Here is a 25,438-nt window from a genome sequence, read left to right as displayed (position 1 = left end):
GTGAAAGTACGCCTTTCTCTACTCCAAACTGGCTTCCTATTTAGGGAAGCGTACATCTCAACCTCCAAGTAGACGGTATCAACCCGGCTGTTTAATTCCAGATAAAATTCCCGAATTCCATTGCCAGCGCTAAAAAACGCAGGGTCGCGGGACGAGTAGATGTAGCCGCCGGGCGGATAGCCAGCCGGAATAGCCATCAACTGATACTCGGTGATTTCCTTGCGTTGTCCATTCTGGCGGAAGGAAAGCACCACTTTCTGGTCGGGGGCGGTCAGTAGTGGCTGGCCCTTATTGTCAAGCACTGCGAATACAAAGCTGTCCGGAATATCCCGCACGTAATCCTTGGGACCATTCTTCTGACAAGCAACGCCAAGCAGAGTCAGCCCTATAAGAAGCAGTCTGATTGTGATATTCATGAGACTGTTCTTAAGGCCGAATGTTGCCAATCATGTCATTGTCATTCTGATAGTTACGAGTTTCCCCGTTAGAGAATGTAATCTGCCAATTATTGAAGGAGAACCACCCGTTCTTATTGCCCCCCCAACCCCAGTTCATGTGAAAGAGAAGGTATCCGCTACCGTTGTAGGAGGATTCTTAGTAGCCGTCGCATAGCCAGGCATGGCAGTTGGTGTACCGAGGAACAAAAAAAGTGACTGTTTTATTATTACATCCATCCAAGATAACCGGGTGGGCATAACGAAGCTCTTCTTTGACTTTTAAGTAATCATAGGCTTCGCGATTAGAGGAGCGATACTGGAAAGCACTGCTCTTAAACGTCTCGCTGATATCGGTACTGCTAGCGCTAGTGCCGCTTGTGGTGTAAGTCTCCCTCGCTATAATGTGAAGCTCTGGCGCCCTGAGAATATCGGACATCAATCGCGCTACCTCGTTAGGTGCACCATAATTAGGTACCGAGTTGGCCATTGCTCCCCAATTATACCAGTTGGGATGTTGATAATAGCGCACTACCTGCGCTATGGCTGTGGGGACGCAACCAGTGTAAGCCTTGCCATCTTCTCCCCACTCATAGTTGGGCAGTAGTAGTTATATCCAGCTCCCTGGTCCCAAGTGGTAGTCAAGAGGGGACCCACCGTGTAAGTGTAATCTACCGGTCCGGGGTCTTCTGTCGGCAATCTATTCGTAGTCACGTCGCCAGCGCTGTTCTTTTTTAGGCGTTTCCATGTTTGCCTAGCTGCCTTGCTCGACTCTAGCTTGGTTGAGCGCACATCGTGAGTTATTGTCTTAAGGCTTTCTTGCCACTTCAGCAATCCGGCCGTCATTGCCTCCCCCTCAAAGGTTCCGGTTTCGCCATAGGCGAGCACTGGCATAAGGCGGCGGTCAGCGGCAATAATTGACCAGCCCCCCTCCTTGTAGTTGAAAACATAAAAGGCGGGGCCGCCCTCTTCTTGCACAACGCTGTACACACGAATCGCCTTTTTCTTGGGTTTCTGATTGCTCTTTACTTCCCGGCTTCCATCACTTGCCACCGTGCCTTGCTGAGCGGAAGGTGCCCCTTCGGTAAAGGCATTCAAAGCAACTTCACTAGCCTCAGCCAGTGAGACGAACATGGAATCCGTTTGCAGCTGCGCATCGCTGTTAGTGGCAGTTGGGCTGGGAAGCTCTATAAGCCTCGTCCTGTTGACACGAGGGTAACCCAAGACTCAGCAGGCTGCCAATGACGAAGGCCAACGCCCTAAACCGTAGTTGGTTTTTCATAAAAGGTTGGAATGAGTGAAAAGAAAGAAAATAGCCGGACAATTATCTAATATTATTAAGGCTGATGTGCCAGTAAGCAATAGAGTAGAGACGACACTATTGCAAGGATGGCATTAAATGTAAGATTAAAATTTGAATTCTGTATCTCGCTCTTAATATTGTTACAAAATATATTAATATATTATATAATATAATTATACTATTTAACATGCCACCGCGTCGGCAGCAGCGCCACCTGCGCGCGGTGCTGCGCATAGGCCTCGCCGAAACGCAACGCCAGCTTGCGCTCTTCGAGCCAGGTGCCCACGGCCAGGTAGGCCAAGTTGCAGAGCAGAAACACGGTGCGCGCGGTGGTGGGCGCCAGCAGCCAGAAGCCCAGCAACACCCCGGCAAAACCCAGGTGCAGCGGGTGGCGCACCAGCCGGTTCAGGCCCTGGGTGCGCAGCGGCACATCGGCCGCTGCCAGGCCGCGGCGCACGTAGGCCCAGCCGGCAAACTCGGCCACGTCGTAGCCGCGCAGCGCGGCGGCGGCCAGCAGCAGGCCCGCCGCCAACAGGCCGTAGGCCAGGCCCGTGAGCCCGGCGCCGGGCCGGAACAGCCAGCTTTCCGGCAGCTGGCTTTGGTAGCGCAGAATCAGCAAAAAGCCCCAGACGGACCCTTGATTGTACGCCAGCCGGTAGAAGCGCGCGCCCCTGGGCCAGCGCCGGGCCACGGCGTCTTTAAGCCAGGTGGCGGCCAGCAGGCTGTGCAGGGCAAAATAAACGGTCCAGTAGATTGCCAGTAGCATCATAATCTCAAACGCCCGTGCCGCCGCGCCTTTCAACTCTATAGCTGCAAAAAGGGGGGTAGGGACCTTATTGTTTCAGGTCAGGTGAGGAGCTGAACCGTTAAAATGCCTCGCCAATGCTGAAATACACGCCGCTGGAGCCGCCGCGCCCCACGCCGTAGTCGAGGCGCACGTTGAGGCGGTCGCGACGGTTGAAGCGGAAGCGCAGGCCCGCGCCGCCGGCTGCCTTCACGCCGCCGCGACCCGCGCCGGCCAGCTCGCCCAGCGTGTTGCCCACCTGCCCCAGCCCACCGAAGAGCACCCCGTTGAAGCGGCCGAACAGCGCCCGGCGCACCTCGACTTGCGCGGCCAGCAGCTGCCGGTCGCGGTAGCGGCCTTCGTAATAGCCGCGCAGCAGGCTGCCGCCGCCCAGGTTGGCCAGTTCCCGAAACGGCACGCTGCCGCCGTGGAACTGCCCGACGAGCTGCGCCGCCAGAATGGTTTTGTGGTCCTGGCCCAGCGGCCGGAAATGGCGGGCGTCGAGCAGGTAGCGGCCGAAGCGGTAGTCGCTGCCCAAGGCCGTGCTGTTGAACAGAGCACTCAGCTCCAGGTAGCTGCCCCGAAACGGACTGAGCACGTTGTCGCGCCGGTCGTAGAGCAGGGCCGGGCCCAGGCCCGAAATGCGCGTGTTTTGGGCGTATTCGCGCGCTGGACGCTCGTAGAGCCGGCTGCGGTCGGGCACCCCGGCTATGCCTTCGTTGAGCTGCACGTCGCGCAAGTCGGTCAGCCGATACTGCAAGCCGGTGAACAAACCAGGGGCCAGCCGCCGGAGGGCACGCTGGTTGAAAATGAAGACCTTATACTCAATAACTGATTTATCGGCCACCCTGGTTTGGGGTCCGGTGCCGTAGTAGTTTATCGGGAACTGATGGTAGTAGCTGGCCTCGCCGGACATAAAATACCGCTCGCCGGGCGTAAACACGCTGTGGGTGAGCTGCATCAGGCTCTGCTGCTGCTGGGTGCGCCAGCCGATGAGCCGGGCGCTGGACTTGCGCGTGGCCGAATCAGGGCCCAGCCGAAACACCGGCAGCACTGCCACCCCGTAGCCGAGGCCCGTTTCGGGCTGCGAAAACACGATGGGAAACGGAATGAAGCTGGGCCGGTCAGCTTTGGGCTTGGCGGGCGCGAGGGGGGTAGGGGTTGGCGTGGGCGCTGGCGCGGATAACGTTTGGGCTACCAACGCTGGGGTAGCGGCCAGTAGCAGAAGCAAATAAAATATCCGCATGAAGGACAAGATCGGACAGGAACAGTCCAAAGGAACACCGGGTGGTTGAACTACGGCGCCGGGAAAGCCGCCGGATTTGGGCCGCCTGATTCGTTAGCCAACTTGGTGGCAGCTAATTGACTGGGAAGAAAAACAGAGTCGCTCACTTGTAACGTACTTTACGCACTTTGTCACCCTGCCAGGCCCCGCCAACCAATGAAAAGCTACTGCCGCGTACTCCCGCTCCTCTTTGGGCTGTCGGCCTGCGCCACTCGCCCCGCCCTGACCACTGGTAAGTATGTCGAAGACCCCGGCCCCGGCGTGCTATCATTCGAGAGCAGGGAGCTGCGGCGGCTGCCCGGCCAGCGGTTTGAATATTTCGCATATTCCGACGATATTAGCTCCAGCAAGCACGGCGCCGGTACGTATGAGCTGCGGGGCAAGCAGCTCCGGCTCACCTTCGACGGGCAGCCGCTGGGCCCGGCCGCTCAGGTGCAAACCCGCCCCGGCCCCGCAACCCACCCGGACTCGCTCACGTTTCAGGTGCGGGGCAGCGCGGGCCGGGACGCCCCGCAGCCGCTGGCTGGCGCCACCATCCTGGTCCGCAGTACGATGCAGGGCACTTCGGTTGGTGCGGCCGGCCGCGCCACGCTGCGCCTCGCCCGGACCCAGGACCCGCAGGAAATCGTCATTTCGTGTGTGGGCTGGCAGATGCTTCGGCAGCCCTGGCCCGCCCAAAACACCGCCTATGAAGTATATCTACAAGCCGAATTCGGCGATTTGTACGCCGCGGGCACGGTGAAAGAATTCCGGGTGCTCCGGCAGACCGCCAACCGTTTGGTGCTGCGCCGCGGCAATAACACAACCACGCTGGCGCTGCAAGCTCCCAAGTAGAAACGACGGTAAAGCCAATCAAATCAACTGGCCCGTGGCCCGCGCCCTACCCCGCCTTTGAGTCCAGTGCCTAGAAGCAGCTACTGCTTAACGATTTTGAATTGCCGGCTGAAGCCGGCCCCGCTCAGCTGCACCAGGTAGAAGCCGCTTTTCAGCGCCGAAACATCCAGGCTGCGCTCCCCGCTGGCGGTCGTAATGCTTTGGGTGAGCACCGCGCGGCCGGTGGCATCGGTCAGGGTGAGGCGGTGAACTTTGAGGCCGGCGGGCAGCACGTAAGTCAGGCGGTTGAGCACGGGGTTGGGGTAGGCGCCGGAGCCGCTTTTCCGGGCGGCGCTCGTGGCCAGGCCCGTGCTGCTGCCGTCGTAGCTGCCGCCGCCAGGGTAGTTCACAAGGCTATTGGGGGTTGGCGAAACGGCACTGACGGTGCTCGGATTGGGCACGCAGTTGGCAAACTTGATATTTTGGAGTACTTGCCCCAAGCCGAAGCGACCGTCTACGATGTAGGGTGGGTTGATGTGCATCAGGGCCGCGTTGGGGCCATTCTCGAAGCGCTTATAGGTCCAGTGGCAGTAGCCGATGCCCACGGAGTTGAGGTTGCGGGCGGCCTCATTCATCCAGGAAGCCGTGTTCTCGCCGGTCTCGCCCACCCAGATGGGCACGTTGTGCCGGGTGCGGAAGGCCGTGAGGTTGCCAAGGAAGCGCAAGTTATTAACCCCGGGCTGGGTAGAGTTTACCCCGTTATCCATCAGGTAGCCGGTGCCGCTGTAGCGGTGCGAGTTATACACCAGATTGGTCGCGTTGGGGAAGGTGTAGGGCTCCAGGTAGTTATAGTCATTGCCCCAGCCGTTGCCTTCAATCATCACCAGGTGGTTGTCATTCTGGGCGCGCACGGTGTTGATGAGCCGCTGGTACACATCGTGCATCTGCGGGTTGCTGGGCACGTTGTTGGGCTCGTTTATCAGGTCGTACATGGCCACACGGGCATCGGTGCGGTAGCGCTGCGCGATGGTGGCCCACAGCCGATTGGTGATGTCCTGGTAGATGGGCCGGTTCCAAAAGTCCAGCGGCCGGAGCAAATCGGCAATGTTGGCGTCGGTGCCCTGCGCGCCCGGCGCGGCGTGCAAGTCCAGGATAACGTACATCTTGTTGGCCGCGCACCAATTCAGCAGGTTGTCAATCATGCGGATGGCTTCCAGGTTAGCCGGGTCCTGGAAGAGCTGATTGGCATTATAGGCCTCGGTGAGCGAGGCCACGTAGGCGTCATACGTGACAGTACCGCGCAGTACCCCGTTGCGCACGGCGCGCTGGGCGGAGGTCAGAAACAGGTCGTAGTGCAGCGGCAGGCGCACGCAGTTGAAGCCTAGCGAGGCGATGTAGTCGATGTCGGGCTTGGTGATGAAGTTGTCGCGGTAGCTCTGGTAGAATTCTTCCACCGCCGCATCGCTCATCCCGGCGTTGTAGAGCACCTGCTTCACCGTTCCCTGGGTCTGGCGGCCGTTGAGGCCCTGCCAGCCGGGCTTCATCATGTAGCCTTCCTGCAGGGCCCAGCCGCCCAGGTTCATGCCGTTCAAGATGACTTCCTGACCACTGGCATTCACAATCTTAGGACCGTCAGCGCGCAAGAAGCTTTGTCCTAGCGCCGAGTTGGCCAGGCCCGTCAAAATCAGCAGCACGAGCAGCGCCCGCTGCAAGCGACAGGATTTCCGGCTTTGGCACCGAGAATACTGAGAATAAGTAGATGTAGGCATGGCGCGCGTAGGGGGTTGAGAGTTAGTTGGATAAAGGTAGGTAGTCGGACCGCACGGACCATCAGCGAAGCCAGAGTAAGGCTGGGATAAAATAAACCGTTCCGCAAAAGCTACTGGTCGTTTTCTGATAGCGCGTAGCCAAATCCCGAACCTGTTTGAGCCGGCTGAAGAACTTCAATCACTGTCAACCGCCGATTGCTATCCCAACGACGCACGCCGGATGCTTCGCTGCGCTCTACACGGCCACCTATTAGGCACTAGGAGTACCTAAAAATCTACGCTAAGTACAAAGAGTAATCATTGCTTCATTTTAAGATAATGACCTGGCTGTTGCTTTGCGGCACCTATTATGAGCACTCGCAAAGTCAAGGCTTTATGAAAAACAATTACTTCCCAAACAGCTGTCTTCCAGCGCCTGGCGGGTTCCCGCGCCTCCTACTGCTGGTCCTGCTGCTGACCCTGCCGGCGCTGGGGTTTGCCCAGCAAACCATCACCGGCACCGTCACGGACGACACCAACGCGGGGCTGCCGGGCGTCACGGTGCGGCTCAAGGACACGAACAAGGGCGCCGCGACCGGGGCCGACGGCACGTACAGCATCACAACCGAGAAGCCCAGCGACGTGCTGGTGTTCTCCTTCGTCGGGACCGTGACCCAGGAGGTGCCGGCCGGGACGCAGACCGTCGTGAACGTCAGGCTGGCCAAGGACGCCCAGCAGCTCAGGGACGTGGTCGTTATTGGCTACGGCACGGCTAATAAGCGGGACGTGACCGGGGCGGTGACGTCGATAAAATCCGAGGAGTTCAACCAAGGCGTGCTCACGACCCCCGGCCAGCTGCTGCAAGGCAAGGTCGCCGGCCTCAACATCACCAAGAGCGGCGACCCCAACCAGCGGCCGTCGGTTATTCTGCGGGGCCCCTCCACGATCCGCACCGTGAACGGGGGCGTCACGGAGCCCTTCTACGTGATTGACGGGGTGCCCGGCGCCTCAATTGACTTGCTGGCGCCCGACGACATCGAAAGCATCGATGTACTCAAGGACGCCTCGTCGGCCGCCATCTACGGCGCCCGCGCGGCCAACGGCGTCATCGCCATCACCACCAAGCGGGCCCGCGCCGGCCAGACCCGGCTGACCTACAGCGCCTACGGGGCAGTGGACAACGTCTCGAACCAAATCGACGTGCTGAGCGGCGACGAGCTGCGCCAGTACCTGGCCGACAACAAGGTGCGGGCCCTGACCACGACCACCGACGACGACGGCGCGAATACCAACTGGCAGAAGCTGGTGCAGCGCACCGCCTACTCCACGAACCACAACCTCTCGTTCGGCGCCGCGGCCAACAATACCGAGTACGGCGCCAGCGTCAACTACCTCAAGAACGACGGCATCCTGCGGCGCACGTCCCTGGAGCGCCTCATCTACCGGGGCTACCTCAACCAGCGCTTTTTCAACGACCGGCTCAAGCTAGGCCTCAACATCATTAACAGCACCAGCAACCAGAACGACCTGCCCCAGCCGCAGGTGCTGTCGGGGATGCTGTTCTACCTGCCCACGGTCGGCCCCCTCAATCCCGACGGCACCTACAAGGAAAACTTCACCCGCACCGGCAGCGGCCCGCTCAACCCGCTCTCGCTGGTCGAAAACAACACCTACGTCACCAAAAACAACAAGGCCCTGGTCAATGCCCTGGTGCAGGTCAACATCCTGGACGGGCTGCGGCTGACGTTGAGCGGCTCGACCCAGCGCGACCAGAACAACTTCAACTCCTACCTCAACAGCCAGTCGGGGCTGGCCGTGAACCTGGGCGGCGTGGCCCGGCGCAACGAGTACCTGAGCAAAAACGACGTGCTCGAATCCTTCCTCAACTACGACCGCAGCTTCGGGCTCCACGGCTGGCAGCTGCTGGCCGGCTACTCCTACCAGCAGGACCGCACCAACGACGGCTTCGGCATCACGACCCAGAACTTCGCCAACAACGCGCTGGGCTACAACAACCTGTACCTGTCCAACCCCTCGTCGCTGGCCCAGATTGCCTTCGAGAACAACCCCATCTCCACGCTGCGCCTCATCTCGCAGTACGGCCGCGTGCAGTACCAGTACGCCGACCGCTACCTGCTGCAAGCCACGCTGCGCCGGGACGGCTCGTCGGCGTTCGGCGCCAACAACCGCTACGGCTACTTCCCCACGGCGTCCGTGGGCTGGCGCCTCATCAACGAGGGTTTTATGCAGCGCCTACCCCTCTTCTCCGACCTGAAGCTGCGGGCCGGCTACGGCGTGTCGGGCAACAGCCAGGGCTTCGACGCCTTTTCGGCCCTGCTCATCTACGGCACGCCGCCCGGCAACAGTAAGTACTTGAATAACGGCGTCATCTCGAACGTGGTGAACGCGGTGCGCAACGAAAACCGCGACCTGAAGTGGGAGAGCACCGCCACGACCAACCTGGGCCTGGACTTCGGCTTATTCGGCAACCGCCTCACGGGCTCGCTCGACTTCTACCTTAAGAAAACCAGCGACCTGATCAACGACGCGCTGCCGGTGTCCTCGACCGAATTTCAGTACACGACCTACACCGCCAACGTGGGCCAGATGACCAACAAGGGCGTCGAGCTGACCCTGAGCGCGGTGCCCGTGCAGACGGCCCGCTTCACCTGGCGCACGGGGCTGAACCTGGCCCACAACCGCAACGTCATCGACAACCTCTCGACCGAGCGGTTCACCATTTCTTCCATCCAAACCGCGCAGCTCGGCGGCAAGGGGCAGTCGGGCAACTACAGCCAGATTATCCAGCCCGGCTCGCCGGTTGGCACTTTTCTGCTCTGGCACTACCTGGGCAAGGATGAGCGAGGCGTCAGCACTTATCAGAAGGCTGATGGCAGCACCACGGCCACCCAGCCCCTGACCACCGACCAGCGCGTGGCCGGCAGCGCCCAGCCCAAGCTCATCTACGGCATCACCAACAGCTTTTTCTACGGGAATTTTGACTTCAGCTTCTTGGCGCGGGGCGTGCTGGGCAACAAAATCCTGAACGCCACGCTGGCCTCGCTCAACAACCCGGCCGACGCCCGGCTGCAAAATATTCCCCGCTTCACGCTCGGCGAATCGTTCAACGACATCAACGGCTACCTCATCTCCGACCGGTTTCTGGAGAGCGGCTCCTACCTGCGCCTCGACAACGCCGCCCTGGGCTACACTATCAAGCCGGGCACCGAGTACGTGAAAGCCATCCGGCTCTACGTGGCCACCAACAACCTGTTCGTGCTGACCAAGTACCGCGGCATCGACCCCGAAGTCAACCTGGGCGGCCTGACGCCGGGCATCGACAACAACAACTTCTACCCCAAGACGCGCACGTTCATTCTGGGCCTGAACGCCTCTTTTTAAGGAGGATAGGGTAGGAAAAAAGAACGTCATGCAGAGCGCAGCGAAGCATCTCGGGCGGGTAGTAATCCAGCTAACCGAACGTCATGCTGAGCGCAGCGCAGCGGAGTCGAAGCATCTCTACCGCAGCAGTAATCACTGGTAAACAACGATTGGATTAGTCCGCGATAGAGATGCTTCGGCTTTGCTCAGCATGACGTTCTCGCATTTGGACTACTACGCGGTAGAGATGCTTCGACTCCGCTCCGCTGCGCTCAGCATGACCGCCTTTTGAATGATTTTCCCTACCCCCCCTCCTCGCCGCCAACGCATCATTATGAAAAAAGCTACCCTAACCGCAGCCGTGCTGCTGGTCCTGGGCACGTTTTCCTGCGAAAAGCTGGACGTGCCGGTCGAGTCGCAGTTCGTGGAAGCCAACTTCCCCAAAACCATTTCCGACTACAACGCCTCCGTCGGGGCCATTTACGCCAACTTGGCGGCGAGCTACGCCGTGCCCTACTGGCGGATGCAGGAGCTGAGCACCGACGAGGCTATCCTGCCCGCCCGCGACGGCAACTTCGACGACGGCGGGCAGTACCGGCAGCTGCACTACCACACCTGGACGCCCGACCACCCCAACGTGCTGGGCATCTGGCAGTGGGCCTACGGCGGCATCACGACCTGCAACCGCCTGCTCAACATCACCGCCAACTTCGGCTTCAGCCCCGCCGAGCAGGAAGCCAAGCTGGCCGAAATCCGGGCCATGCGGGCGCTCTACTACTTCTTTCTGCTCGATTTGTACGGCAACGTGCCCCTGGTCACGGACTACCCGGCGCCGAGCGCGCCGGCCACCCAGCCCCGCGCCGAGGTGTTCAAGTTCGTGGAAAGCGAGCTGCTGGGCGCCCTGCCCCGGCTGCCGGCCAAAACCGGCGTGGCCGCCGCCAACACCCAACAGTACGGCCGCCCGACCAAAGCAATGGCGTTTGCCCTGCTCGCCAAGCTCTACCTCAACGCTGAGGTGTACGTCAGCACGCCACGCTACCCCGACGTGGTGCGCATGGCCGACAGCGTGCTGCGCAACCCCAACTACGGGCTCGACGCCCGCTACCGCGACATTTTCCTGCCCAACAACGGCCCCCAGGTGCGGGAAACCATCTTCGCCGTGCCCTACGACCAGCAGATTGCCGGCAACCAGTTCACCCGCTTCGGCTTCTTCTTCTACCTGACGCAGGCCTACGGCTTCAACGTGGGCCTGAGCATTGCCATGAGCACCACGCCGGAGTTCTACGCCCGCTTCAACCTGCCGGGCGACTTCCGGACGACGACTTGGCTGGCGGGCCCGCAGTTCCTGCCCGACGGCAACGGCGGCTTCACCAACCAGCCCGCCTACTACCCCGGCACGACCGAGCAAATCGTCATCAACCCGGTGCTGACGCTGGTGCCGCCCAAGCCGATGGACGTGGGCAACACCCGCGCCTCGCAGGCGCAGGGCGTGCGCTCCATCAAGTACTACCCCGACCCGACCATCATTCAGGCCACCCGCCTCAACAGCAACGACGTGCCCGTGCTGCGCCTAGCCGACGTGCTGCTGATGAAGGCCGAGGCCATTTTGCGCGGAGCCCCGGCCACGGCGGTCGGCGGCGAGCTGCAAACCCCGCTGGTGCTCATCAATAAAATCCGCGCCCGCGCCGGGGCCCGCGCCGCCACCAGCATTGACTTAAACGGGCTGCTGGACGAGCGGGCCCGCGAGCTGTTCTGGGAAGGCTGGCGCCGCAATGACCTGATTCGCTACGGCCAGTTTGAGACCGAATACCCGCTGCCCAACGACGTGCTCTCAATGGATAAAAAGGAGTTCCGCCGGCTCTACCCCGTGCCGAACATCGAGCTGCGCCTCAACCCCGGCTTGCAGCAGAATCCGGGTTATTAGGGAGTTATCCTCCTCACGAAGTAGGGTGCGGGGCTTGCCCCCGCCCGTCGTTGAACGACTACCGCTCCAACCGTTCAACGACGGGCGGGGGCAAGCCCCGCACCCTACACCGTTCTCGCAAGCCACTTCACGATGAATATAAAAGTTGAGAGTTAAAATTCTATGCTTTACAGGATTTTAACTCTCAACTTTTAACTCAGCTCCTGGAACGTGAAACCGCTCTAAACCCAGCGACCCTCCCCTTTCGCCTTGCTTCCATGAAATCTACTTTGCTTATTGGCAGCCTGCTGCTGGCCGCGGCGCTGGCCTTCCGCCCCCAGAAAGAGCCGCAACTGAATCAGATTCAGGTTATCGGCTCGCACAACAGCTACAAGCAGGCCATCGACCCGAAGCTGTTTCGCGTGCTGCAAAAGGCGGATTCGCTCAGCATGAGCAAGATTGACTACAGCCACCCCAGCCTGACCGAGCAGCTGGACCGGGGCCTTTTAGCGTTAGAGATTGACGTGTACGCCGACGCTAAAGGCGGCAAGTACTCCCACCCCAAGGGCCTGGAGCTGGCTCCCGGACAGCCACCTTATGATGCGGCCGGGGCCATGCAGCAGCCCGGCTTCAAGGTGTTTCACATTCAGGATATTGACTTTCGCAGCAACTGCCCCACGTTCAAGGATTGTCTGCGGGAACTGAAAAAGTGGTCGGCGGCGCACCCCGGCCACCACCCGGTTTTCATCACCATGAACGCCAAGGACGAGCCCCTGAAGCGGCCGAATTTCACGGTGCCGGAGCCGTTCACGCCGGCCGTATTCGACGCCCTCGACCAGGAAATTCTCGACAACCTGGGGGCCGCCCGCCTCATCACTCCCGACCAGGTGCGCGGCTCCTACCCCACGCTGGAAAGCGCAGTGCTGCACCGCCACTGGCCCACGCTGCGAGCGGCTGAGGGCAAGTTCGTGTTCGTCCTTGATGAGGTAGGAGCCAAGCGCGCGGCCTACCTCCAAGGCCACCCGTCGCTCAAAGGTCGGCTGCTGTTCGCCGATGCCGAGCCGGGCACGCCGGAAGCGGCTATTTACATTATGAACAGCGCAAAGAAAGATGCCACTGCCATCAAGGCCTTGGTCGAAAAAGGCTACATCATTCGTACCCGGGCCGACAGCGACACCCAGGAGGCCCGCCAAAACGACCGCAGCAGCTTCGAGGCCGCCGAGCAATCCGGGGCGCAAATCATCAGCACGGACTACTACATCAAGAGCGCCCGGTTCAAATCAGACTACGTCATCAGCTTCGCCGACGGCAAATACTTCCGCCTGAACCCATTATTTTAATTGGGGCGTGGGGACAGGACAGTAAGCAAGAAAGGCGGTCATGCAGAGCGCAGCGAAGCATCTCGCTTGCGGCACTAATCCAATCGTTGTTTTTCGCTGATTACTTTCCCAACGACTGCCCGCGAGATGCTTCGCTGCGCTCTGCATGACCGCCTTTCTTGCTAGTCGTCGTCATCGTCCCGTCCGGCCAGGGCGGCGGGGTAGGGCTGCCGGCCCTTGGTAGCGAACCAAATAATGCGGTTCAGCACGTCGTCGCGCCCGCCGTCGATGTGGTCGAACTCCGCCCCGGACGAGAGCCGGGCGAAGTGCCGGGCCTCGCCGGTCAGGGTCGAAAGCCTGGGGTTGAGCTGGGTTAGCGGAATGCGGTTGGGCAGGTGCTGGAAGGGCCGGCGGGAAGGCTGGTCGGCGAAGCACTCGAACATGGGTAGGGCCGTGGCGTCCATGATGTTCATGGGCGGCAAACCCAGAATCTGCTCGATGGAGCGCACCACGCAGGTTTGGTTGTAGTTCGTCGACACCGTTTTCTGCAGCCGGCTATAGGGGCTGATGACGAAGCCCGTGGTGCGGTAGGCCGACACGTGGTCCCAGCCGGCCTGGGAGTCGTCTTCGGTGACAAACACGACAGTGTTTTTCCAGAACCGGCTCTTGGTCAGCGCCTCAATCATGCGGCCCAGGGCCAGGTCGTTGTCGGCGACCATTGCCCGCGGCGTCGGGTAGCCCGGCCGGGTGCCCACGGTGTGGTCGGTTGCCAGCGCGATAATGGACAGCGCCGGCAGCGCCTCGCCGGGCTGCTTCTCAAACGCGGTCAGTTCTTGAATAAAGGCGTCGGCCCGCAGCTGGTCGGTAATGCGCAGGTCGTCGGCGCCCGGATAGGCCGGCGAGAGCAGCGGCCTCACGCGCGAAATCGTGCTGGTGTTGGTGAATACCAAGGGCCGCCCGGCCTGATGGTTTTCGTAAATATTGGTCCAGGTCAGCTTGTCGTCGTAGTGGGGCTGACAGGCCTCGCCGTAGATGCGGACGGTCTTGCCGTGGTCGGCGGCGTGGTTCCAGATGAAGCCGCCCGCGCTGTACACCAGCGCGTCTTCCTGCACGTGGGGGTAGGAGCGAAACCAGGCCCGGACGTTCTTCTCCACGTAGTCGGTCACGATGGCCGCGTCGGTCCACTGGTGCCCCTCGGCCGACGATTTGCCGGACACGTAGTAATTATCCAGCAGCTGAAACTCGCGGGCGAGCTGGTGCTGGTTGGGCGTGACGCTGTCGCCGAACACGCACAGCGACGGCTGCCCCCGCCCGCCCGGCAGGTCGCCGAGCACTTGGTCGTAGGTGCGGTTTTCCTTGATGATGTATACCACGTGCTGGAACACCGAGGGCTCACCGATGCGGGCGGGCATGGGCCGCGGCGCCACGTTCGGGCGGGGCCGCCGCCGGGCCAGCTCCTGGCGAAAGCTCAGGTTGAGCTGCCGCACCTGGGCCGAGTACTCGGCCAGCTGGGCGGGGGTAGGGAGTGGAATCAGCAAGACCGTGGCCTTCTGGTGGTGGGAATTATAGACCGGCGGACCCGCCTGTCGCTGGCCCGCTGCGTCCACGTCGCCGCCGCCCGCCCGGATGTCCTGGCTGCTCACCCGCGCGCCCTCGCCTTCCAGGTTGGTCACGAACAGCGTATGCTCGCTCAGGGCCAGCCCGCCCGGATAGGCTTCCGTGGGAATGAAGCCCAGCACCCGGCTCGGCCTGTCGGGCCCGGCGCCAGAAGCTTCTTGGCCCAGGCCCACGACCGCGACGGCGTTATCCAGCCCGTTGGCAACGTAGAGCGTGGTACCGGCCGCGTTGAGGGCCAGCGCGTTGGGCGTGTCGCCGCCGAAGCCCGCCGAGCCGGGCATGAGCTGCACCGGGATGCGCTCACTGACTTGCAGGCGGGCCGCGTCGATAGCCGTCACCAGGTCGCTGTTGCCGTTGGCTACGTACACGTAGCGCCCATCCGGGCTGGCGAGCACGGCATTGGGGTGCAGGCCGACCGGCAGCTCCTTCAGCCGCTGGCCGTCGGCCAGATTCAGCACCGTGACGGTGCCCTGGGCCGTGGCCCCGGTTTTAGGCTCAATGTAGGCGCGGCCGTAGGGTACGCCGGCCACTTCCCGGCCTAGCGTATCGGTGGGCACCGGGCCGCCCCAGTTGCTGACGAACAGGCGCTGGCCCGCCACGGCCACGCCGTAGGGAGCAACTCCGGTTGGTCGGGTCCAGACCGACTGGCCGGTTGCCAGGTCCAGCTTGACTACCTGGTTGTTGCCGTTGAGCACGACGTAGAGGTAGCGGCGGCCGTTCTCGGTCGTGAGCGCCAGGTCGTTGGGCAGGGCCAGCGGGGAGTTGACCGGGGCGAAGGCAAACGCCCGCTTGATGCTGATTCGGCCCGCCGCGTACACCGCTTCCAGCACGCACGACTGGTGAGTCTGGCCGTTGGCGGCGCTCCAGAACAGGTGCGTTTCGGCCCCCTGCTGCGCCACTTTCAGGCCCGAATACGTGCTCATAAACCCCCGGTAGCCGGCCTCATCGGCGTAGGCCCAGCGGGCAACTACGCGGCGGCTAAGCGTGTCGAGCAGGGCGATGCCGTAGCGGTCTTCCACGGCCAGCAGGGGCGTTTGCGGCACCAGCTGCACGTCCAGGCTGTGGTTTTCCAGGCCGGGATTGCCGTAGCTAATGACGTGGCCGGCCGGCGCAATCACCCGGTTATAGGGCAGGAGCACGGGCAGCACGTTGCGCTGCAAGGTACTGTCGTCGTAGGAGCTGTGCAGAGTGGCCTGCTCCAGTCCTGCCGACGCCTTTTCGGGCTGGGAGCCGAAGCAGCCGCTTAAACCCAAAAGGCAGCTTAGTAGCGTGACACCCGAGTAGTACTTCATCATGGTAATGCGCTTGCCCACTACCGCTTCTTGCGTTAGGTGAAGGCGCAAAAATACCAGCGGTCATGTTACTCGCTCATTATCATATTGTTGTCAATCAACAACCGCATTTTTATTGTATTGAGCAGCATCCTGCGGGCTCTGGCTCTACGGCCCCAAAATGCGAAATCCTAGCCCCGAAAATACTTCAACGCTCCTTCCTTGGGACTACACACCTAGCCCTTCATTAGACAACCACCTTGCCTCACCGGCGGTAGAAAAATTAATACGTGAATACTTTGCCGCCCACCATCACCTCCTGCGTTTTCTCATCAAACGTGGCTTTCTGGCCCGTGCGGGCGGCGGCGGTCGTCATGATGTTGGCGATGGAGTGGCTGTAGCCGGCTTCGACGGGCGCGTTGGGCTGCTGGCGGCTGCGCACGCACTCCATCCAGTTGCGCACGTGGTTGGAAGTAAGCCGGTCGCCGCCGGTGTTGGCTGACGCCACGACGGCCTCGACGGCCGAGAGCTTAGACTCCGGCAGCAGGTTCGGGGCCATCTGCATGGCGTCGGCAAATTGCTTGGTCAGGCCACCCCGGGGCGAAATCGTATTTGTATTCAGGTTCAGCTCGCCACCGTTGGAGTAGTAGATTTCGGTGGGCCGCTCGTCGCCGTTGTGCATCCGGGCGCCGAACGTGACTTGAAACCCGCTGCTCCTGTCCTGGGCCGGGCCGTAGTCGAACACGGCCGTCATCGTGTCCCAGTTGCGGCGCCCGTCCTTCCACATGTAGATGCCGCCGTTGGCGACTACGCTGCGCGGGTGGGGCAGGCCCGTAAACCAGTGCACGGTGTCAATCTGATGGCTCATCCACTGTCCCGGCAGGCCCGACGAGTAGGGCCAGAACAGCCGGTATTCCAAGTACTTGCGCGGGTCAAACGCCTCACTAGGCCGGTTCATCAGGTAGCGCTTCCAGTCGGTGTCGGACTCCCGGAGTTGCGGGAGCAGCTCCGGGCGGCGCCAACGGCCGGGCTGGTTCACGTTCCAGGTCAGCTCCACCATCGTGATGGGGCCAAACTTGCCGGATTTAATAAACGCCTCGGCGGCGTGGTAGTTGGCGCCGCTGCGGCGCTGCGAGCCAATCTGCACAATCTGCTTCGACGCCTTGATGGCTTTGAGCGCGGCCCGGTTGTCGGCCATCGTTTCGGCAAACGGCTTCTCAACGAAGGCATCGCAACCGGCCCGCACGGCTTCAATGGCGTGCAGCGCGTGCTGGAAGTCGGCCGTACCGATGAAGACGGCATCGACCAGCTTCTGGTCGTACAGCTCCTCGTTGTTGCGGCAGCCCACGATGTCGTGCCCGAGCTTTTCCTTCCAGGTGGCCACGCCTTCTTCGCGCCGTTTTTTCCAGATGTCAGAGACGGCCACCACGTCAAAGTTCAATTCCTTGTAGTGGTTGAGAAAGCAGGGCATGTGCGAGCCGTGGTGGCGGTCGGAGTAGCCCACCACGCCCACGCGCACCCGGTCGTTGGCCCCGATGATGCGCTTGTAGCTGCTGGCCGACCAGGAAGTTACGGGCGCAAACAGGACGCCCGTGCCGGCCAGGGCTATTTTCTTAACGAATTCACGACGGGGGGTAGGCATAGGGCTGGGGAGTGGTAAAGGGGGTAGGGTGAGGAGGTGATGGCGTGAGGGGGTTACGGGGCAGGCAGGGGGTAGGGAAAAAGGGTGGTCATGCTGAGCTTGTCGAAGCATCTCTACCGCGGACTACTCCAATCGTTGTTGCCGCTGATTACTTACGCGGGAGAGATGCTTCACTGCGTTCAGCATGACCGCCCTTTTTCCCTACCCCCTGCCCACCGAGCAATCTCCTCACCCCCTCACTTCAACTCCTTGATTTTAAGGCTGCGAAACGACACCTCATTGCCGTGGTCTTGGAGCAGCAGGTGGCCGGCCGGCGCCACGCCGAAGTTCGGCCAGACCTTGTACTTGCTTTGGGCCACCAACTCCAGAAACTCCGGCGAGCCGCGCCGGTATTCCAGCACTTTGGCCCCGTTGAGGTAGTGCTCCACGCGGTTGTCGGGGTACACCACCACGCGGCCCACGTTCCACTCGCCGATGGGGTGGATGAAGCGCGCGGGCTTGTCGGCCTTTTTCAGGTCGTAGAGCGAGGCCAGCGTGCGGTTGCCATCGCGCCCGAGCTTGGCGTCGGGGTGCAGCGCGTCGTCGAGCACCTGGTATTCGAGGCCAATGGCGGAGCCTTCGGTTTTTTCGGCCAGCGTGACGAAGTACTTCACGCCGCTGTTGGCGCCCGGCGTGAGCTTGTACTCAAACGAGAGGTCGAAGGCCCGGTACTGGTCCTCCGTCACGATGTCGCCGACGTTGGCAGCTTCCTTGCCTTCCGAGGCCTGAACGGTCATCGTGCCGCCCTCGGTTTTCCAGCCGCCGACCGGGAAGGCATCGCCCTTGGCGCTGCGCCAGCCGGCGGCCGTTTTGCCGTCGTAGAGCAGCTTCCAGCCGTGCTGCTGCTCGTAGGGCGTCAGGTAGTTGGGCACGAAATTGACCACGTACACGTCGGCCGGGAACGCGCTGGGTTTCAGGCCCGTGGTTGTGAGGGTGAGGTTCTTGAAATACACCTTTTTGCCTTCCTGCTCCTTGGTCGTGATGCCGTGCACCTGCAAGCCGATGAAGCCCTTGGGGTCCACCGGGTCCACGACGTAGGCCACGGGCACGTTGTTGAGCCAGGTCTTCATCTCCGCGCCGATGCACTCGATTTTGACGTGGTTGTACTGCCCGGCTTTGTAGGCCGTCTTGGCTTGCGGGTTCAAATCCAGGGGGTAGAGCCACTGCCGCCGCGCCTCGTCGTAGACGCCGCCCGACCAGCTGCGGGCCGAAGGGTCAATTTCCACCTGCCGCCCATAAACCTTGCCCGGCTGCTGGGGCGAGTCGAAATGGCTGCGCGTCTGCACGCCGGAGTTGCTGACCGGGCTTTCGAGCATGATGTCCAGCTCCAGCACGAAGTCGCCGTACTCTTTTTCCGTCACCAGAAACGTGTTGCCTGAGTTCATCACCGTCGTGCCGACGATGGCGCCGTTTTCAACTTTGTAGTCGGCCGTGCCGCCTAGGCGTTTCCAACCCTTGAGGGTTTTGCCATCGAAGAGCGGCTGGCTTGCCGCGGAAACCGGGGCGGCGGGGGGGGTAGGGGTAGGAGCCGGCCGCGGCGACTTAAACGCCAGGGCCGCCCCCACGGCGCAGGCGCCGGCAGCCAGGAGTGCGCGATTTTTCATAGTAGTAGGTTGGCGGAGTAGGAAGGGCAAGATACTAGTTGTTCGAGGTTTATTTCAACTTAATAACCAGCTTAGAGCAGTTGCCGGCCTGGGTTCTCGCCGGGCGGGGTGGACAGTGAGGCGCGAAGCAAAAGCTTCGCGCTACGGCCGGGCGGCGGTCAGTGCGGGGGCTTCGAGCTGCACGGGCGTCATGCGCGGGGCAAACAGGTGCATGACGCCCCAGGCCAGCAGATAGGCGGAGCCGCAGAGCAGAAAGATGATGTTGTAGCCGCCGTTCAGGTTGCCGGCCGCCTTGTAGGAGTCGAGCAGATAGCCCACCAGCAGAGGGAAGAGAATGCCGCCGACCGAGCCGGCCATGCCACCGATGCCCACAATGGAGCTGACGGCCCGCTTGGGAAACATGTCGGAGGCCGTGGTGAAGATGTTGGCGCTCCAGGCCTGATGCGCGGCGGCGGCCAGGCTAATCAGGGCCACGGCCGCCCAGATGCTGGTCGCGTAGCGGGCCAGCATAATGGGCACCACCAGGATGGCAAACAGCAGCATGGCCAGCTTGCGGGCCCGGTATACGCTCCAGCCGCGCTTAATCAGGTAGGACGACAAATAGCCGCCGCCGATGCTGCCGATGGTCGTGGCCGAGTACACGATGACCAGGGGCAGGCTGGGCTTTTTCAAGTCGAGCTGAAACGAGGTGGCGAAGTAGGAGGGCAGCCAGAACAGAAAAAACCACCAGATGGGGTCGGTGAGCAGCTTGCCAAACACGAAGGCCCAGGTCTGGCGCACCCGCAGCAGCTGGCCCCAGGAGATGGCCGCGCCGGAGTCACCTCCGGCTGGCTCTTCGGACTCGTTGTCGGAGTGAATGTAGGCGTACTCGGCGGGGCTGAGTTTGGGCTGGCGCGCCGGGGTTTCGTAGAACCGCCACCAGCACGCCAGCCAGATAAAGCCGGTGGCGCCGGTGATGACGAAGGCCTGCTCCCAGCCGTAAACTCCCAGAATCCAGGGCACCATGACTGGCGCGGCCACGGCCCCGATGTTGGCGCCGGAGTTGAACAAGCCCGTGGCCAAGGCCCGCTCTTTCTTCGGAAACCACTCGGCTACGGTCTTGATGGCGGCCGGAAAGTTGCCCGCCTCGCCCAGTCCGAGCGCGGCCCGCGCTACGCCGAAGCCCGCGGTGCTCGTGGCCAGGGCGTGGGCAATGGCGGCGCCACTCCAGGCGATGATGGAAATGATGTAGCCCTTTTTGGTGCCGATGATGTCAATCACGCGGCCGAACAGCAGCAGCCCCAGGGCGTAGGCCGCCGAAAACGCCATCACGATGTGGCCGTAGTCGGTTTCGCTCCAGCTAAATTCGCTTTCGAGGGTGGGCTTGAGCAGGCCAATTACCTGCCGGTCGAGGTAGTTGATGCTGGTGGCGAAGAACAGCAGGGCCACCACGGTCCAGCGGTACTTGCCGGGATTGTCAGCGTTAGGCAGGCTCATCATAGGGGGGTAGGCGGCGAAAGGGTGAGCTGCGGCCAGCAGGCTGGCGAGGCGAATGGACAAGGCAGCGGCACCTGGCGTCCAGGGCCACCCGTAGCGTTGGCACCCAGCCGCTACCTTGGCTCTGGTGACAGGTGGTACAATAAAGTTGGAAGCCTGAAGCTTTGGTGATGAAGCTAAAAGCACGTAATTCTTCTAGTCTTCAACGCTCAGCTTCAGCGACTTTTCAGCGCAAGAGGCGGCCAGAGGTATTGCCCTGCATCAGGTAGTCCACCTCGGCCACCGTCGCCCGGTTTACGTCCCCGGCAATGGTGTGCTTGAGCGCAGAAGCGGCCGTGGCAAAGGCCAGCGCCCCGGCGGTTGAATTAAGTTGGAGCGAGCCATAAATAAAGCCCGCCAGGAAGGCGTCGCCGCCCCCGATGCGGTCCACGACGGGCGTGATGTCGAAGAAAGGAGTTTCCAGGTAGCCTTGCCCGGCCTCGTAAAGCAGGCCCTTGATGCGCTCGTGCGAGGCGCTGCGCGTTTCGCGCCGGGTAGCCAGCACCTGCCTGATTTGCGGAAACTGCCGCATCAGCTGCCCGGCCATCGAAGCAAAGCCGTTGGTGGCGCCGGGCTCGGCCTGAATGCCAAATAAATCTTTAGCGTCATCTTCCGAGCAGACCACCACGTCGCAGCCGGCCACTAGCTCGGGCATCACGTCCTGTGCCCGCTGCCCATATTGCCACAGATTGCGGCGGTAGTTTACGTCGGCCGAGACCGTCAGCCCCCGGCGGCGGGCCTCCGTGATGGCCGCCCGGCAGGCCCGCGCGGCCGGCGCCGACACGGCGGGCGTGATGCCGGTCCAGTGCAGCCACTGGGCGTCCTGCAAGATGTCGGACCAGTTAAAAGCCGCCGGGTCCAGCCGGGCGAAGGCCGAGTCGAACCGGTCGTACACGATGCGGCTGGGGCGCAGCGAAGCCCCTACTTCCAGAAAATACAGGCCCAGCCGGCCCCCTGGGCTCACAACCGCGTGGCGCATGTCCACGCCCAAGCCGCGGAACTGCTGCCCGACCGCGCGGCCGAGGGCGTTGTCCGGCAAGCAGGTGACGTGGGCGGCGGGCAGGCCGAAGCCGGCCAGGGAAGCGGCCACGTTGGCCTCGCCGCCGCCGTAGGTTGCGTCCAGCGTCGCGGCCTGCTCCAGCCGGTAGTGTAGGGGCGGCGAGAGCCGCAGCATGATTTCGCCGAACGTCGTGATGTGCTTCATGCGGTTGGGAAAGGTCGCGGCGTCTGCTTCGGCGGAAGATGGAGTAAAGAGGAAGCTGGCCTTAGTTGGCGTCGCGTTCCGGGACAGGCGTCGTCACCGGGTCGAATTTGAAGTAGCGCTGCGCGTTGTAGTAGCAGACGTTCTGCACCAGCTGGCCCAAGCCGGGCAGGTCGGCGGGCAGCTCGCCGTTCTCCACGTCCTGGCCCAGCAGATTGCACAGGATGCGCCGGAAGTACTCGTGGCGGGGGTAGGAAAGGAAGCTGCGCGAGTCGGTGAGCATTCCCACGAAACGGCTGAGCAAACCCAGGTTGGAGAGGGCGTTGAGCTGCTTTTCCATGCCGTCTTTCTGGTCCAGAAACCACCAGGCCGCGCCCCACTGCATCTTGCCCGGCCCCGCGGACCCATCCTGAAAGTTGCCCACCATGCTGGCCATTAGCTCATTGTCAGCCGGGTTTAGATTGTAGATAATAGTTTGGGCCAACTCGTTTTGCCGGTCGAGGCAGTCGAGAAAGGCCGCCAGGTGCCGGCCCTGGCTAAAGTCGCCAATGGAATCGGTGCCCGCGTCGGCGCCTACCTGCTGCCGCAGGCGGGTGTTGGTGTTGCGCAACGCGCCCAGGTGAAACTGCTGGGTCCAGCCGCGGGCATGGTCGAGGCGGGCCAGCTCCACCAGCAGGCCGGACTTGAAAACGTCACGCTCCCCCGGATTCAGCGCCTGGCCTGCCCGTACCTGGTGGAAGGCCCGGCTGACTTGCCCGGCGGTGTGGTCCGTGGCGTAGAGGCGCTCCAAACCGTGGTCCGACAGCCGGCAGCCCAGGGCGTGGAACACGTCGTGCCGGCGCCGTAGCGCCAGCAGCAGGTCCTCGTACGTCTGAATATCTACCTCGGCCGCGGCCCCCAGCTTGCGCAGGTAGGCGTGGTAAGCCGCTACATTTTCCACGGCCAGGGCTTGGTCGGGACGAAACGTGGGCAGCACCCGTAGCAGAAAGTCGCTGGCCGCTAGGGCCTGGTGATGTTCCAGTGAATCAGCCGGGTCGTCGGTCGTGCAGACGACCTGGACGTTTAGGCGGCGCAGCAGGCTCCGCACCGAGAAGGCGGGCGTTTGCAGCTGCTCGTTGGCCTGCTCCCAGATGTGCCGGGCGCTCTGCGGGCGCAGCAGCTCGGTGATGCCGAAGTAGCGCTGCAGCTCCAGGTGGGTCCAGTGGTAGAGCGGGCTGCGCAGGGTGTAGGGCACGGTTTCGGCCCACTTCTCGAACTTTTCCCAGTCCGAGGCCGCCCCCGTAATATAGTGTTCAGCCACGCCATTGGCCCGCATGGCCCGCCACTTGTAATGGTCGCCGGCCAGCCAGATTTGGGTCAGGTTCTCAAACTGCCGGTCTTCGGCAATCTCGTTCGGGGGCAGGTGGCAGTGGTAGTCCAGGATGGGCAGGGCCGCCGCGTACTCGTGGTAGAGGGTGCGGGCCGTGGCCGTGCGCAGCAGGAAATCAGCATCCAGAAAAGGCTTCATGGTTTTTCAGCTAAGCGGGCGAGGCGGCGGCCGGCGGCCCCAATGACCGTTGAATGCCTAATTCCAGGCCGCGCAGCTCGGCCAGACCGCGCAGGCGGCCGATGGCCGAATAGCCCGGATTGGTTTTTTTGGTTAAATCGTCGAGCAGCTGATGCCCGTGGTCGGGGCGCATGGGTAGGCTATGGTCGGGGCGGCCCTCGGCTTGGCGGCGGCGCATTTCCAGCACGGCGGCGCGCACTACCGCGTACATGTCCACGTCGCCGGCCAGGTGGCCAGCCTCATGGAAGCTCAACTCGTCGGCGGGCTCGCGCTGAGTGCTGCGCAGGTGCAGAAAGTGAACCCGGTCGGCAAAGCGAGTGAACATGGCGGGCAGGTCGTTGTCCGCGCGCACTCCGAACGAGCCGGTGCAGAACGTCAGCCCGTTGTGGGGCGAGGGCACGGCCCGGAAGACGGCCTCCACGTCGGCGGCCGTGCTCAGCACGCGCGGCAACCCCAGAATAGGCCGCGGTGGGTCGTCGGGGTGAATGCAAAGCCGCACCCCGGCCTGCTCCGCGGCGGGCACCACGGCCGCCAGGAAATAAAGGAGGTTGGCCCGTAGCTGCGCCGGCCCGATGTCGGCGTAGGTGTCGAGCACCTGCCGAAATGATTCGAGCGAGTAGCCTTCCTCGGCCCCCGGCAGGCCAGCCAGGATGGTGCGCTGCAATTGCTGACGCCCGGCCGCATCGAGGCCATCAAAATAAAGCTGCGCGGCTTGCTGCCGGGCCTCGTCGTAGTCGGCCGCGGCCCGCGCCCGGCGCAGCAGATGCAAATCGAAGGCGGCAAAAGCCGTCTGGTCGAAGCGCAGGGCCCGCGCGCCGTCCGGCAGCTCGTAGGCTAAATCGGTGCGGGTCCAGTCGAGCACGGGCATGAAGTTGTAGCACACGGTCCGAATACCGCACTCCCCTAAGTGGCGGAGCGTCTGCGCGTAGCTCGCCAGCAGCTCGTCGCGGCGCGGGCCGGCGGTTTTAATCTGCTCGGGCACGGGCACGCTTTCCACTACGTTCCAGCGCAGGCCGGCCCGCGCAATAAGCTGCTGGCGCGCCCGGATGGCTTCCACCGGCCAGACCGCGCCGTTGGGCAGCTCGTGCAGGGCCGTCACCACGCCCGCCGCGCCCGCCTGCCGAATGTCGCGCAGCGACACCGGGTCGGCGGGGCCAAACCAGCGGAGAGATTGGTCGAAGAACATCGAAACAGCCGTTAGGCAGGGAGTGAAGAAGGAAGCTAGAAGCCGATGGAATTGCCCCCGTCCACGGGCAAGTTGACGCCGGTAATAAACTGAGCGGCGTCCGAGGCCAAAAACACCGCCGCGTAGCCGACGTCGGCGGGTTGGCCATACCGGCCCAGGGGGGTGCGGCCCAGCACCTTTTGCTGGCGGGCCGGGTCGGCATCCAGGGCTTGGCGCAGCATGGGCGAATCGATAAAACCCGGCGCGATGCAGTTGACGCGCACGCCGTGGGGGGAAAGGTCGGAGGCCAGCACCCGGCTCATGCCCAGCACGGCGCTTTTCGAAGCCGAGTAGGGCGCCACCTGGGAGAGGCCGTACAGGGCGGCCATGCTGGTGATGTTGATGATGGAGCCCGACTGCCGGGCCACCATGCCGCGAGCCACCTCGCGGGTGAGGGCAAACAAACCGGCCACGTTCGTTTGCTGAATGCGCTGAAAATCCTCGTCGCTCACTTCCAGCGCGAACTTTTTGAGGTTGATACCCGCGTTGTTGACCAGGATATCCAGCGGACCGAGGGTGCTTTCCACCTCGCGCACCAGCTCCGGCAGCGTGGCCAGCTCACTGAGGTCGTTGGTCCGGAACGTGGCGGCCTCGCCTAGTTCGGCGCAGGCCCGCTCCAGCACGTCGGCGCGGCGGCCGGTGAGCACCACCCGGGCCCCGGCCCGCACAAAGGCGCGGGCAATGCCCAGGCCCAGGCCGGTGCCGCCGCCCGTAATCAACGCTAGCTTGCCCGTGAGCTGAAATGGAAGTAGAGCAGACAATAGAGAGGTAGAAAGGTAGAGAAGAAGGCAAAAAGCAAGTTCTATTA

Annotated in this window: 18 protein-coding genes; 4 read left to right on the top strand and 14 right to left on the bottom strand. The window is 62.5% G+C overall.

Going from position 1 to position 25,438, the window contains the following annotated elements; translation table 11 throughout:
* The 5 genes from ACFE70_RS13025 to ACFE70_RS13005 all read right to left on the bottom strand — a co-directional run.
* The coding region (locus ACFE70_RS13025) for a hypothetical protein (RefSeq protein WP_375418188.1) at positions 1-416 on the bottom strand (416 nt) is incomplete at its 3' end.
* A 178-nt stretch (positions 417-594) separates the two neighbouring features.
* Complete coding sequence (locus ACFE70_RS13020; RefSeq protein ID WP_375418190.1) at positions 595-978, bottom strand: C10 family peptidase; 384 nt, start codon at positions 976-978, stop codon at positions 595-597.
* Positions 975-1,568 (bottom strand): Spi family protease inhibitor, encoded by a 594-nt coding sequence (locus tag ACFE70_RS13015; protein ID WP_375418187.1) that lies wholly within the window; start codon positions 1,566-1,568, stop codon positions 975-977. Before ACFE70_RS13015 ends, ACFE70_RS13020 begins: the two co-directional genes overlap by 4 nt.
* Positions 1,569-1,915: 347 nt before the next feature.
* Positions 1,916-2,506, bottom strand: coding sequence for a methyltransferase family protein (locus tag ACFE70_RS13010; RefSeq protein WP_375418186.1), 591 nt, complete (start codon positions 2,504-2,506; stop codon positions 1,916-1,918).
* Positions 2,507-2,603: 97 nt separating this feature from the next.
* Positions 2,604-3,752, bottom strand: coding sequence for a BamA/TamA family outer membrane protein (locus ACFE70_RS13005; protein ID WP_375418185.1), 1,149 nt, complete (start codon positions 3,750-3,752; stop codon positions 2,604-2,606).
* Between the two features lie 210 nt (positions 3,753-3,962).
* Between ACFE70_RS13005 and ACFE70_RS13000 the strand changes: the two genes are divergently transcribed.
* Positions 3,963-4,640 carry a hypothetical protein gene (locus ACFE70_RS13000; protein ID WP_375418184.1) on the top strand — a complete coding sequence of 226 codons (678 nt, stop codon included), beginning with the start codon at positions 3,963-3,965 and terminating at the stop codon, positions 4,638-4,640.
* A gap of 80 nt (positions 4,641-4,720) precedes the next feature.
* On the opposite strand, the gene ACFE70_RS12995 is transcribed toward ACFE70_RS13000, so the two are convergent.
* Complete coding sequence (locus ACFE70_RS12995) at positions 4,721-6,313, bottom strand: cellulase family glycosylhydrolase (protein WP_375418183.1); 1,593 nt, start codon at positions 6,311-6,313, stop codon at positions 4,721-4,723.
* A gap of 393 nt (positions 6,314-6,706) precedes the next feature.
* Between ACFE70_RS12995 and ACFE70_RS12990 the strand changes: the two genes are divergently transcribed.
* The 3 genes from ACFE70_RS12990 to ACFE70_RS12980 all read left to right on the top strand — a co-directional run bounded on the left by ACFE70_RS12990 (position 6,707) and on the right by ACFE70_RS12980 (position 12,991).
* Positions 6,707-9,769, top strand: coding sequence for a SusC/RagA family TonB-linked outer membrane protein (locus ACFE70_RS12990; protein WP_375418182.1), 3,063 nt, complete (start codon positions 6,707-6,709; stop codon positions 9,767-9,769).
* Positions 9,770-10,082: 313 nt separating this feature from the next.
* Positions 10,083-11,672 (top strand): RagB/SusD family nutrient uptake outer membrane protein, encoded by a 1,590-nt coding sequence (locus tag ACFE70_RS12985; RefSeq protein ID WP_375418181.1) that lies wholly within the window; start codon positions 10,083-10,085, stop codon positions 11,670-11,672.
* A 257-nt stretch (positions 11,673-11,929) separates the two neighbouring features.
* On the top strand, positions 11,930-12,991 hold the full coding sequence (locus ACFE70_RS12980; protein ID WP_375418180.1) for a phosphatidylinositol-specific phospholipase C1-like protein: 1,062 nt from the start codon (positions 11,930-11,932) through the stop codon (positions 12,989-12,991).
* A gap of 161 nt (positions 12,992-13,152) precedes the next feature.
* Here ACFE70_RS12980 and ACFE70_RS12975 read toward each other — a convergent pair whose 3' ends face one another.
* The 8 genes from ACFE70_RS12975 to ACFE70_RS12940 all read right to left on the bottom strand — a co-directional run bounded on the left by ACFE70_RS12975 (position 13,153) and on the right by ACFE70_RS12940 (position 25,391).
* Positions 13,153-15,930 carry a bifunctional YncE family protein/alkaline phosphatase family protein gene (locus ACFE70_RS12975; RefSeq protein ID WP_375418179.1) on the bottom strand — a complete coding sequence of 926 codons (2,778 nt, stop codon included), beginning with the start codon at positions 15,928-15,930 and terminating at the stop codon, positions 13,153-13,155.
* Between the two features lie 211 nt (positions 15,931-16,141).
* Complete coding sequence (locus ACFE70_RS12970; protein WP_375418178.1) at positions 16,142-17,500, bottom strand: Gfo/Idh/MocA family protein; 1,359 nt, start codon at positions 17,498-17,500, stop codon at positions 16,142-16,144.
* Positions 17,501-17,736: 236 nt separating this feature from the next.
* Positions 17,737-19,143 (bottom strand): DUF1080 domain-containing protein, encoded by a 1,407-nt coding sequence (locus ACFE70_RS12965; RefSeq protein ID WP_375418177.1) that lies wholly within the window; start codon positions 19,141-19,143, stop codon positions 17,737-17,739.
* A gap of 141 nt (positions 19,144-19,284) precedes the next feature.
* On the bottom strand, positions 19,285-20,619 hold the full coding sequence (locus tag ACFE70_RS12960; RefSeq protein ID WP_375418189.1) for an MFS transporter: 1,335 nt from the start codon (positions 20,617-20,619) through the stop codon (positions 19,285-19,287).
* A gap of 226 nt (positions 20,620-20,845) precedes the next feature.
* On the bottom strand, positions 20,846-21,862 hold the full coding sequence (locus ACFE70_RS12955) for a PfkB family carbohydrate kinase (RefSeq protein ID WP_375418176.1): 1,017 nt from the start codon (positions 21,860-21,862) through the stop codon (positions 20,846-20,848).
* 61 nt (positions 21,863-21,923) lie between these two features.
* Positions 21,924-23,366: a glucuronate isomerase gene (gene uxaC, locus ACFE70_RS12950; protein WP_375418175.1), complete on the bottom strand. Its 1,443-nt coding sequence runs from the start codon at positions 23,364-23,366 to the stop codon at positions 21,924-21,926.
* Between the two features lie 10 nt (positions 23,367-23,376).
* On the bottom strand, positions 23,377-24,591 hold the full coding sequence (uxuA, locus tag ACFE70_RS12945) for a mannonate dehydratase (RefSeq protein ID WP_375418174.1): 1,215 nt from the start codon (positions 24,589-24,591) through the stop codon (positions 23,377-23,379).
* 35 nt (positions 24,592-24,626) lie between these two features.
* Positions 24,627-25,391, bottom strand: coding sequence for an SDR family NAD(P)-dependent oxidoreductase (locus ACFE70_RS12940; protein ID WP_375418173.1), 765 nt, complete (start codon positions 25,389-25,391; stop codon positions 24,627-24,629).
* Between the last annotated feature and the right edge of the window lie 47 nt (positions 25,392-25,438).

The organism is uncultured Hymenobacter sp. (assembly GCF_964243305.1).
In the GTDB taxonomy this organism is placed as follows: domain Bacteria; phylum Bacteroidota; class Bacteroidia; order Cytophagales; family Hymenobacteraceae; genus Hymenobacter.
The sequence above is the reverse complement of the archived record's forward strand: the minus strand, read 5'-3'. Positions and strand labels throughout refer to the sequence as shown.

Bases quoted from the DNA above. Each gene is read 5' to 3' on its own strand.
- ACFE70_RS12985 (WP_375418181.1), top strand. From the start codon at position 10,083: ATGAAAAAAGCTACCCTAACCGCAGCCGTGCTGCTGGTCCTGGGCACG.
- ACFE70_RS12990 (WP_375418182.1), top strand. From the start codon at position 6,707: ATGACCTGGCTGTTGCTTTGCGGCACCTATTATGAGCACTCGCAAAGT.
- uxaC (WP_375418175.1), bottom strand. From the start codon at position 23,366: ATGAAGCCTTTTCTGGATGCTGATTTCCTGCTGCGCACGGCCACGGCC.
- ACFE70_RS13000 (WP_375418184.1), top strand. From the start codon at position 3,963: ATGAAAAGCTACTGCCGCGTACTCCCGCTCCTCTTTGGGCTGTCGGCC.
- uxuA (WP_375418174.1), bottom strand. From the start codon at position 24,591: ATGTTCTTCGACCAATCTCTCCGCTGGTTTGGCCCCGCCGACCCGGTG.
- ACFE70_RS13010 (WP_375418186.1), bottom strand. From the start codon at position 2,506: ATGATGCTACTGGCAATCTACTGGACCGTTTATTTTGCCCTGCACAGC.
- ACFE70_RS12965 (WP_375418177.1), bottom strand. From the start codon at position 19,143: ATGAAAAATCGCGCACTCCTGGCTGCCGGCGCCTGCGCCGTGGGGGCG.
- ACFE70_RS13015 (WP_375418187.1), bottom strand. From the start codon at position 1,568: ATGTTCGTCTCACTGGCTGAGGCTAGTGAAGTTGCTTTGAATGCCTTT.
- ACFE70_RS12960 (WP_375418189.1), bottom strand. From the start codon at position 20,619: ATGAGCCTGCCTAACGCTGACAATCCCGGCAAGTACCGCTGGACCGTG.
- ACFE70_RS12955 (WP_375418176.1), bottom strand. From the start codon at position 21,862: ATGAAGCACATCACGACGTTCGGCGAAATCATGCTGCGGCTCTCGCCG.
- ACFE70_RS12970 (WP_375418178.1), bottom strand. From the start codon at position 17,500: ATGCCTACCCCCCGTCGTGAATTCGTTAAGAAAATAGCCCTGGCCGGC.
- ACFE70_RS12980 (WP_375418180.1), top strand. From the start codon at position 11,930: ATGAAATCTACTTTGCTTATTGGCAGCCTGCTGCTGGCCGCGGCGCTG.